Genomic DNA, 8,649 nt, shown 5'->3' with positions numbered 1-8,649 from the left:
TCAGATGTGTATAAGAGACAGCCCCCGCCCCTCACCAGGAGTTGGCCCTGTGACCGCGCCCGTACCGCTGAGTGGACCCAGGTTCCAGACCGAACCGGCGCAGCTGTACCGGGAGATGCGGCGCGAACACGGTGCCGTGACCCCCGTGGTGCTCGACGGCGACATCCCGGCCTGGCTGGTGCTCGGCTACCGCGAGCTGCACCAAGTCACCGGCGATCCGGTCCTGTTCAGCCGTGACTCCGACCTGTGGAACCAGTGGGACGGCATCCCCGACGACTGGCCCCTGCTGCCGATGATCGGCCGTAAGCAGCCGTCGATCCTCTACACGGTCGGCGAGCGGCACCGCGAGCGCGTCGGCATGATCAGCGACGCGCTGGAGGCCGTCGACCCGTCCGAACTCCGGTCGTACACCGAGAAGTTCGCGGACGAGCTGATCGACGGGATCTGCGCCAAGGGCGAGACGGACATCGTCGGCGACTACGCGATGCTGCTGCCGGTACGGGTCCTGGCGCGGCTCTACGGCTTCCGGGACGAGCAGGGCCCCGGCCTGGTGACCGCGCTCAACGACATGATCGACGGACGCGAGCGCGCGATCGCCGGGCAGACCCATCTGGCCACGTCCATGGGGCAGTTGCTGGCCGACCGGAAGGAAGAGCCGGCCGACGACGTCGTGTCGAGGATGCTGACGCACGAGTCCGGCTTCAACGACATCGAGATCGCCCAGGACTTGATGGTGATGATGGCGGCGGGCCACCAGCCGACCGCCGACTGGATCGGCAACTCGCTGCGGCTGATGCTGACCGACGACCGTTTCGCGGCCTCGCTGTTCGGCGGCCGCAACAGTGTCGCCGAGGCGATGAACGAGGTCCTGTGGGAGGACACCCCGACGCAGAACGTGGCCGGGCGCTGGGCCTCCCGCGACACCCAGCTCGGCGGCCGCCGCATCCGCGCCGGCGACCTGCTCCTCCTCGGCCTCCAGGGCGCCAACTCCGACCCCCAGGTCCGCACCGACGGCTCCGCGCTCACCGGCGGCAACAGCGCGCACTTCTCCTTCGGGCACGGGGAGCACCGGTGTCCGTTCCCGGCGCAGGAGGTGGCCGAGGTGATCGCGCGGACGGGGATCGAGGTGGTGCTGGACCGGCTGCCGGACATCGACCTGGCGGTACCGGCCGAGTCCCTCACGCGCAGACCTTCACCCTGGCTGCGCGGACTGACGGAACTGCCGGTGCGGTTCACGCCCGTCGCCGCGCTCTGAGTTCCGCCCCTTTGAGCCCAGCTGCCCCTTTGAACCCAGCCGCCCCTTTGAACCCTGTCCCCCTTTGACCCCTGCTCTTTGAGCCCTGCCCTGGAGGCACTCCCGTATGAGCACCGGTACCGAAGAGACCCGTATCGTCCTCGACCCCTTCGTCGGCGACCTGGACGGTGAGAGCGCCAGGCTGCGTGCGGCCGGTCCGCTGGCCGCCGTGGAACTGCCCGGTGGCGTGCCCGTGTGGGCGGTGACGCGGCACGCCGAGGCGAAACAGCTGCTCACGGATCCGCGGCTGGTGAAGGACATCAACGTCTGGGGTGCCTGGCAGCGCGGCGAGATCCCCGCGGACTGGCCGCTGATCGGGCTCGCGAACCCGGGCCGTTCGATGCTGACCGTGGACGGCGCGGACCACCGCCGGATGCGCACGCTGGTCGCGCAGGCGCTCACCCCGCGCCGGGTGGAGCAGATGCGGGAGCGGATCGCGAAGCGAACGGAGGACCTGCTCAGCGGAGTTGAGTCCGTCGAGGGTGAAGTCGTCGACCTGAAGGCGGAGTTCGCGTACCCGCTCCCCATGTTCGTCATCGCCGACCTGATGGGCATAGCGGAGGACCAACTCCCGCGCCTGAAGGAGCTGTTCGAGAAGTTCTTCTCAACGCAGACCCCGCCGGCGGAGGTCATCGCGACGCTCACGGAACTGGCGGGCATCATGGCCGCGACGGTCGCGGCCAAGCGCGCCGAACCCGGCGACGACCTGACGTCGGCGCTGATCGCGGCGTCCGAGGACGGCGACCACCTCACCGACGAGGAGATCGTCTCCACGCTTCAGCTGATGGTCGCGGCCGGCCATGAGACGACGATCTCGCTGATCGTCAACGCGGTCGTCAACCTGTCGACGCACCCCGTCCAGCGCGCCCTGGTGCTGGCCGGCGAGGCCGACTGGTCCTCGGTGGTCGAGGAGACCCTGCGCCACTCGACACCCACCTCGCACGTCCTGATCCGCTTCGCCACGGAGGACGTCCAGGTCGGCGACAAGGTCCTCCCGGCCGGGGACGCGCTGATCGTGTCGTACGCCGCGATCGGCCGCGACGAGGAAGCCCACGGGCCGACGGCGGGCGAGTTCGACATCACCCGCACCAGCGAGAACCGCCACATCTCCTTCGGCCACGGCCCGCACGTCTGCCCTGGCGCGGCCCTCTCCCGCCTGGAGGCGGACGTGGCGCTCCCGGCGCTCTACGAGCGTTTCCCGGCCCTGGACCTGGCGGTCCCGGCGACGGAACTCCGCAACAAGCCGGTGGTGACGCAGAACGACATCTTCGAGCTGCCGGTGAAGCTGACCCCGGGCGACTGATCCACTTGTCCACGGGCCGGAGAGACCATCTCCTCGGCCGTCTCATCGAACGGACGCGTTTCCGTCCGGTTTCACCGAGGAGATACGCTCCGGCTCGTGGCTGATATCCAGATTCCCGCTGACATCAAGCCCGCCGACGGACGTTTCGGCGCTGGCCCCTCCAAGGTGCGGACGGAGGCGCTGGACGCGCTGGCCGCCACCGGTACGTCTCTGCTGGGTACGTCCCACCGCCAGGCCCCGGTCAAGAACCTGGTCGGCAAGGTGCGCGAGGGCGTCTCGCAGCTGTTCTCCCTCCCCGAGGGCTACGAGGTCGTCCTCGGCAACGGCGGTTCGACGGCCTTCTGGGACGTCGCGACCCACGGCCTGATCGACAACAAGTCCCAGCACCTGACCTTCGGCGAGTTCAGCTCGAAGTTCGCCAAGGCGGCCAAGCTGGCGCCGTGGCTGGCCGAGCCGACCGTCATCTCCTCCGACCCGGGCACGCACCCGGAGCCGGCCGCCGAGGCGGGCGTGGACGTGTACGCGTACACGCACAACGAGACGTCGACGGGCGTCGCGGCCCCCATCAAGCGAGTGCAGGGTGCCGACGAGGGCGCGCTGGTCCTCGTCGACGCCACGTCGGGCGCGGGCGGCCTCCCGGTCGACATCGCCGAGACGGACGTCTACTACTTCGCCCCGCAGAAGTCCTTCGCCTCCGACGGCGGCCTGTGGATCGGCGTCTTCTCCCCCGCCGCGATCGAGCGCGCCGAGCGCATCCACGCGTCCGGCCGCCACGTCCCGGAGTTCTTCAGTCTCCCCACGGCGATCGACAACTCCCGCAAGAACCAGACGTACAACACCCCTGCGCTGGCCACCCTGTTCCTCCTCAACGAGCAGCTTGAGTGGATCAACGGCCAGGGCGGCCTGGCGTGGTCGACGGCCCGCACGAAGGACTCGTCGAGCCGTCTGTACAGCTGGGCGGAGGAGTCGAAGTACGCGACCCCGTTCGTGTCCGACCCCGCCAAGCGCTCGCAGGTCATCGGCACGATCGACTTCGCCGACGAGATCGACGCGGCGGCCGTCGCCAAGGTCCTGCGCGCCAACGGCATCGTCGACACCGAGCCGTACCGCAAGCTCGGCCGCAACCAGCTCCGCGTGGCGATGTTCCCGGCGATCGACCCGGCGGACGTCGAGGCGCTGACGAAGTGCATCGACTACGTGATCGAAAAGCTGTAGTCGTTTCGCCCTACGGTTCCGGTTCTACGACGACGAAAGGCGCCCCGCGGCTGATCCGCGGGGCGCCTTTCGTCGTCGTAGGGCAATGCCGGGCAGCGTGCGGCCGAAGTCCAGGTGAACCCGGAACCCGGACAAACCCCCCGCACACCACAGCCGCGTAACAGCGAACGCACAGAGAACAACTCCCGCCGCACCCCGCCGGTCGAACCCGTTGCGTCGCACACCTGCGGCGCAACTCCTCGATTCCCGACCGAAGTTGGAGTTGCCCCCATGCCCAGGAAGTCCCTCCCGACGCGGCTCGCCGCCACCGCCGCGCTGCTGCTCGCCGCCGGCGCCCTGTCCGCGCCCGCCGCCTCCGCGGCACCCTCGGACGCCGCGCCCGGCGACGCGTACGTGCTGACCGTGACCACCAACCCGGCCAGCACCACCTACCAGGAACGGCACGTCGACGTCACCGGCACCGTCACCAAGGCGGACGGCACTCCGGCGCCGAACATCCCCGTCACCCTCCAGGAAGTCGTCCAGTTCACGACCTGGAACCCGTGGGGCGACCCGATCGACCCCAACTACTACGAGCCCCGCGACCTGGGCAAGCCGGTCACCGACGCCAACGGGAAGTTCACGATCCCGGGCGTCGACATCGACCACTCGGGCGGCAGCAGCCTGCTCAACGTCCAGCACGACGTGCACATCACCGCCCTCTACGACGAGGACGGCGACCTCAACACCCCGCAGGACGGCTACTTCGCGGAGACCACGGTGGCCGCCAACGCCCGTTCCAGCTCGCTCAGTTACTCGGTCAACAAGAAGAAGGTGAAGGCCGGCGACATCCTCACCGTGCAAGGCAAAGTCAAACTCCCCCAGGGCGTCGAGCCCCAGGGCACCGAGGTCTTCCTGCAGACGTACTGGGAGCAGGAGTCCCACGTGAAGGTGACCGCGGAGGACGACGGCTTCTTCGTCCTGTCCGTGCGTGTCTCCAGCTACGACGACACGTTCACGCTGCGCACGGCTCCGACGGACCTGTACGTGGCGGGGGCGGTGCAGAAGCTCCCGATCACGAACACGTCACTGCCCCGCAAGTAGCTTCCCGACGTAGTCGCCCGATCAACTGCGGGGCGCCTTTGCCTTCGGCGCCGAGGGTGGGGTGCGGAAATGTGACACTTCGCGTTGAAGTGTCACAATTCCGCGGGGAGGGTGGCTGGAGTGGGGGAGGCGGCATGTGCGTGTCAGAACTGCGAGAGAAAACCCCGCCAGGTGTCACGGGAGACGACAAGGAGCGGGCCGTCCGGTTGTTTGCTGTCGCGGACGGCCTGACCGTTGCCGGAAGTTACGGCCACCTCAAGGCAGTTGCTCTCCGCTCCCGAGTACGACGACTTACGGAAGGGGCCTATAACCTCGGTCACGATGCGTCTTCCTTCAAGCTCCGAGTGCGCCCCGGATGAGCTTCGCGCTCGCGTCCGGTGCCAGTGCTGACGATCGTAGTAGGTCGTACATATTGGCGTAAGCGGCAAGGTCATCCGGGTCCTCAAGGACCGATGTGCCCCTCAGATTCTCCAGGGCCACAGCTTGGACCGCCGGTTCGCTGTCGAAGCTGAAAGTGGAGAAGGCCGACGTCACAGTGGCCAGCGCTCCCATGCTGAACGGCAGTACCTGCACGGTGACGTTCTTCCGCTTGCCGACCTCAAGGACGGCCGAGAGCTGTTGCCGGTGCACTTCGACACTCACCAGGGGGTGGGTGATCACCGCCTCCCAGACGACGGCGGAGTACGTTGCCCCGCCCTCCTCGATCTTCGCCTGGCGAGCCTCCCGCACCTTGACCATCTGAGCGACACGCTCTGGCGGCATGTAGTTGGGGCTCGTCTGGATAACTGCCTCTGTGTAGGCCGAAGTTTGCAGGAGCCCTGGCACCAGCACCTGCTGCCATTCCTGGATGTAGGTCGCGTCGTCTTCCAAGGCGATGTGGTCCAAGTAGTCCGGCCGCAGATGTGCGGCGTGCTCAAGCCACCAGCCGCGGTTCTTGGAGTGCTTGGCCAACTCCTCCAGCTTGGCCCGCACTTCAGGGTCAGTGACGCCGTACGCATCCAACAGCAACCGCACTTCGATCACACGGGCCGTGACATGACCGCTCTCAAGACGACTGATCCTGGCCTGACTTGCCGCGATGACCTCGGCCGCCTGCGGCTGATCGAGCTTGGCGGCATGCCGGTACTGCCTAAGTGCCGTACCCAAACGCCTGCTACGTACCGTCGGCCGTCCACCTGCGGGCATGGGACCTCCCCTCTCCGTCGGCAACGATGCCACAAGGAGCGGCGCCTTCGAGAGCGCTTCACTCGATCGAGTGGACAGGTGAATGCATTCACTCGAACCTGTTGCGCAAGCGCCGAATCCGACCGTAGCTTCTTGAAGGCGCCGCAGCGCAGCCCAACTTGACGCCACGTCAGGACGGAGTCCCCCATGCCCGCGTCCGAGAGCTTCCGCATCCCCAAACACCGAAGCCACGTCCCCACCGCCCGCCAACGCGTCCGCAAGACCCTCGCGGACTGGGGCATCACCGATGAACTGGCCGACGCCGTAACCCTGTTGGCGAACGAACTGGTCACCAACGCCGTGACCCACTGCCGGGTATCCCACTCCCAGGTCAAGGTCGAACTCACCCTCAACGGGACGGGGTTGATCCTTGAGGTCTCAGACCCGGACCGGGACAGACTCCCCCGACCCCACGACTCGACCCCGGAGGAAGAAGGCGGCCGGGGCCTCGCGCTCGTCGCCGCGCTGGCGGACAGCTGGGGATGCCGGCAGGAGCCGTACGCGAAGTGCGTGTGGGCGAGGTTCGGACTGGAGGGGGTTCAGGCTCATGTTCCGGCGGCTTTATGAGGCGACGACCCGCCTGCTCACACCCACAACTCCCCGCACTCCACACGATCCGCACGCTCCCCGAACCCCCTTGCCCGACACGGACCTTGGGGGAGAAGTCCGGACGCCGGACCCGTACGTATGGCGACTTCCAACCCCGCACGACGCCCGCTGGAAGCGCTGGCACAAACGCTCCCGCGCGGCCGGCCGCCACTTGCCCTTCCCGCTCGACGAACCCTGCCGGCAACTCCCGCCCGAACCCCGACAACCGCCCAGGCAAGCCGAGTACGACCTGGTACGCCCCTACCTCCCTGCGCCACACTCACGTAGGACGGACATCGCCCACACCCCCGAACGTGTCTGTTAGCGTCCGCGCGACCCTCGAAGATCCGCAACTCGAAGACCCGCGACAGGAGACGCAGATGCATATCACCCTCATCCTCGCGAGCGGCATCGCCTGGACGATCGTGTACATCGAAGCGATCCGGGTCGGGTTCCGCGAACGCACCTACGCCATGCCTGCCGTAGCCCTGGGTCTGAACTTCGCGTGGGAGTGGACGTACGCGGTGCACAACCTGGCCTTCGACCCCTCGGTGCAGGGCGGCATCAACCTGGTGTGGGGCATCGCCGACGCGGTCATCGTGTACACGTTCTTCCGGTACGGCCGCGCCGAGTTCCCGTCGTTCGTCACGCCACGGATGTTCGCCGGGCTGAGCGTGCTGCTGTTCGGGATGTCGTTCGCCGTGCAGTGGCTGTTCCTGGCGAAGTTCGGCGCGGAGGATGGAGCCGGCTACTCGGCGTTCCTCCAGAACCTGCTGATGTCCGCCCTGTTCATCGCGATGTTCGTCGCGCGACGCGGGCTGCGCGGGCAGTCGGTGACGATCGCGGTGGCCAAGTGGCTCGGCACACTCGCGCCCACGATCCTCTTCGGCGCCCTTGAGGACGACGGCGGGTTCCTGCTCGGCCTCGGCATCATGTGCGGCGTGCTCGATCTCGTCTACGTCGGGCTGTGCGTCCAGGCGAAGCGAAACGGCGGCGTGGGTGACGTGTCCGAGCCCCTCGCCGTGACAAATCGGGCCGACAGTGCATCCATGGAAGCATGACCAGTTCGAGCAGCCCGAGCACGAGCCCTGAGCTCGATCCCTTCGTCAAGCAGTACGCCGTCCTGCTCACCACCCACAAACGGGACGGCACGGGCGTCGGCACCCCCGTGAGCCTGGCCGTCGAGGGTGACCACGCGTACTTCCGCACACCGGGCAGCGCCTGGAAGGCCAAGCGGATCCGCAACAACCCGGAGGTGGAACTCGCCCCCGCCACCGTCCGCGGCAAGCCGACCGGCCCCGAGATCCACGCCCGCGCGCGCCTGCTGGACCACGGCACCCCGGAGGACAAACACGCGGCGAAGCTACTGCGCCACAAACACCCTTTCCTGCAAGGGGTGTTGGTACCGCTGGCGCACAAGGCGATGCGGACGCCGACGTTGCACTATGAGGTGCGGCCTGTGGACGAGAAGGGGAACGGGAACGGGACGAGCTAGCCTTCCCCACCCACGTTGGTCAGCGCGTCCACGATCATGCGGGTGGCGAAGTCGGGGTTGTCGGCGATGCGGTTGATGTGCTCCGCGAGCAGGAACACCGTGGCTTCCAGAGGAGTCATCTCCTCCTTGGTCCAGTCGCCGTACTGCTGACGCCACAGGGTGCCCAGCCCCGGCCGACGTGGCAGCCTGGCTCGCGGACCAACTGGCCACGCATGCAACCCGGTTCGCCTCAGATCTGCAACGCGACGCCAGCCACCTCTCCCGGCTCCCCGCCTCCGCCGCCGAAAGGCTCACCTCCGGCGGCGACGCGTCGCACAGCTTCTACCTCGAACGCCCCTCGTTCATCTCCTGGCCGTAGTCACCTGCTCCCCGAACCGCACGAGGCCCAACCTGCCCTGCCCTCGTCAGACCGTCAGGCCCTCAACCCCTCACGTCGCCGTACAGCTC

General features: G+C 67.8%; 11 protein-coding genes. 8 read left to right on the top strand and 3 right to left on the bottom strand.

Going from position 1 to position 8,649, the window contains the following annotated elements:
• Positions 1 to 4 precede the first annotated feature (4 nt).
• The 4 genes from AC31A1_RS40770 (at position 5) to AC31A1_RS40755 (ending at position 4,895) form a co-directional block, all read left to right on the top strand.
• Complete coding sequence (locus AC31A1_RS40770; RefSeq protein ID WP_489658130.1) at positions 5 to 1,255, top strand: cytochrome P450; 1,251 nt, start codon at positions 5 to 7, stop codon at positions 1,253 to 1,255.
• A 106-nt stretch (positions 1,256 to 1,361) separates the two neighbouring features.
• Positions 1,362 to 2,597, top strand: coding sequence for a cytochrome P450 family protein (locus tag AC31A1_RS40765; protein WP_489658129.1), 1,236 nt, complete (start codon positions 1,362 to 1,364; stop codon positions 2,595 to 2,597).
• Positions 2,598 to 2,693: 96 nt separating this feature from the next.
• Positions 2,694 to 3,812: a phosphoserine transaminase gene (gene serC / locus AC31A1_RS40760; RefSeq protein WP_489658128.1), complete on the top strand. Its 1,119-nt coding sequence runs from the start codon at positions 2,694 to 2,696 to the stop codon at positions 3,810 to 3,812.
• Between the two features lie 270 nt (positions 3,813 to 4,082).
• Entirely contained in the window at positions 4,083 to 4,895 is an 813-nt protein-coding gene (locus AC31A1_RS40755; RefSeq protein ID WP_489658127.1) for an acyl carrier protein, read from the top strand.
• Positions 4,896 to 5,038: 143 nt separating this feature from the next.
• Here AC31A1_RS40755 and AC31A1_RS40750 read toward each other — a convergent pair whose 3' ends face one another.
• Positions 5,039 to 5,215 carry a DUF397 domain-containing protein gene (locus AC31A1_RS40750; protein WP_489658126.1) on the bottom strand — a complete coding sequence of 59 codons (177 nt, stop codon included), beginning with the start codon at positions 5,213 to 5,215 and terminating at the stop codon, positions 5,039 to 5,041.
• Positions 5,216 to 5,228: 13 nt separating this feature from the next.
• Positions 5,229 to 6,080, bottom strand: a complete 852-nt coding sequence (locus AC31A1_RS40745; RefSeq protein WP_489658125.1) for a helix-turn-helix domain-containing protein — start codon at positions 6,078 to 6,080, stop codon at positions 5,229 to 5,231.
• A 186-nt stretch (positions 6,081 to 6,266) separates the two neighbouring features.
• Here AC31A1_RS40745 and AC31A1_RS40740 point away from each other — a divergent pair, with 186 nt between their 5' ends.
• The 3 genes from AC31A1_RS40740 to AC31A1_RS40730 all read left to right on the top strand — a co-directional run bounded on the left by AC31A1_RS40740 (position 6,267) and on the right by AC31A1_RS40730 (position 8,202).
• On the top strand, positions 6,267 to 6,686 hold the full coding sequence (locus AC31A1_RS40740) for an ATP-binding protein (protein ID WP_489658124.1): 420 nt from the start codon (positions 6,267 to 6,269) through the stop codon (positions 6,684 to 6,686).
• A gap of 401 nt (positions 6,687 to 7,087) precedes the next feature.
• Complete coding sequence (locus AC31A1_RS40735) at positions 7,088 to 7,768, top strand: transmembrane-type terpene cyclase (protein WP_489658123.1); 681 nt, start codon at positions 7,088 to 7,090, stop codon at positions 7,766 to 7,768.
• Positions 7,765 to 8,202: a PPOX class F420-dependent oxidoreductase gene (locus tag AC31A1_RS40730; RefSeq protein ID WP_489658122.1), complete on the top strand. Its 438-nt coding sequence runs from the start codon at positions 7,765 to 7,767 to the stop codon at positions 8,200 to 8,202. Before AC31A1_RS40735 ends, AC31A1_RS40730 begins: the two co-directional genes overlap by 4 nt.
• Here AC31A1_RS40730 and AC31A1_RS40725 read toward each other — a convergent pair.
• The gene (locus AC31A1_RS40725) at positions 8,199 to 8,321 is read right to left on the bottom strand and encodes a hypothetical protein (RefSeq protein ID WP_489658132.1); all 123 of its coding nucleotides are present in this window, start codon (positions 8,319 to 8,321) and stop codon (positions 8,199 to 8,201) included. The two genes, AC31A1_RS40730 and AC31A1_RS40725, sit on opposite strands and share 4 nt — an antisense overlap.
• Before the next feature lie 59 nt (positions 8,322 to 8,380).
• Here AC31A1_RS40725 and AC31A1_RS40720 point away from each other — a divergent pair, with 59 nt between their 5' ends.
• On the top strand, positions 8,381 to 8,560 hold the full coding sequence (locus tag AC31A1_RS40720) for a hypothetical protein (RefSeq protein WP_489658131.1): 180 nt from the start codon (positions 8,381 to 8,383) through the stop codon (positions 8,558 to 8,560).
• The last annotated feature ends 89 nt before the right edge of the window (positions 8,561 to 8,649 follow it).

It is taken from the genome of Streptomyces sp. P5F9, assembly GCF_057961495.1.
Note: the sequence above shows the minus strand (reverse complement) of the source record. Positions and strands in the feature narration are given on the sequence as shown.

What these genes read in the sequence shown, in the direction of transcription:
- AC31A1_RS40770 (WP_489658130.1), top strand. Translation starts at nt 5, where the DNA reads ATGTGTATAAGAGACAGCCCCCGCCCCTCACCAGGAGTTGGCCCTGTG.
- AC31A1_RS40765 (WP_489658129.1), top strand. Translation starts at nt 1,362, where the DNA reads ATGAGCACCGGTACCGAAGAGACCCGTATCGTCCTCGACCCCTTCGTC.
- AC31A1_RS40755 (WP_489658127.1), top strand. Translation starts at nt 4,083, where the DNA reads ATGCCCAGGAAGTCCCTCCCGACGCGGCTCGCCGCCACCGCCGCGCTG.
- AC31A1_RS40745 (WP_489658125.1), bottom strand. Translation starts at nt 6,080, where the DNA reads ATGCCCGCAGGTGGACGGCCGACGGTACGTAGCAGGCGTTTGGGTACG.
- AC31A1_RS40740 (WP_489658124.1), top strand. Translation starts at nt 6,267, where the DNA reads ATGCCCGCGTCCGAGAGCTTCCGCATCCCCAAACACCGAAGCCACGTC.
- AC31A1_RS40735 (WP_489658123.1), top strand. Translation starts at nt 7,088, where the DNA reads ATGCATATCACCCTCATCCTCGCGAGCGGCATCGCCTGGACGATCGTG.
- AC31A1_RS40730 (WP_489658122.1), top strand. Translation starts at nt 7,765, where the DNA reads ATGACCAGTTCGAGCAGCCCGAGCACGAGCCCTGAGCTCGATCCCTTC.
- AC31A1_RS40725 (WP_489658132.1), bottom strand. Translation starts at nt 8,321, where the DNA reads ATGACTCCTCTGGAAGCCACGGTGTTCCTGCTCGCGGAGCACATCAAC.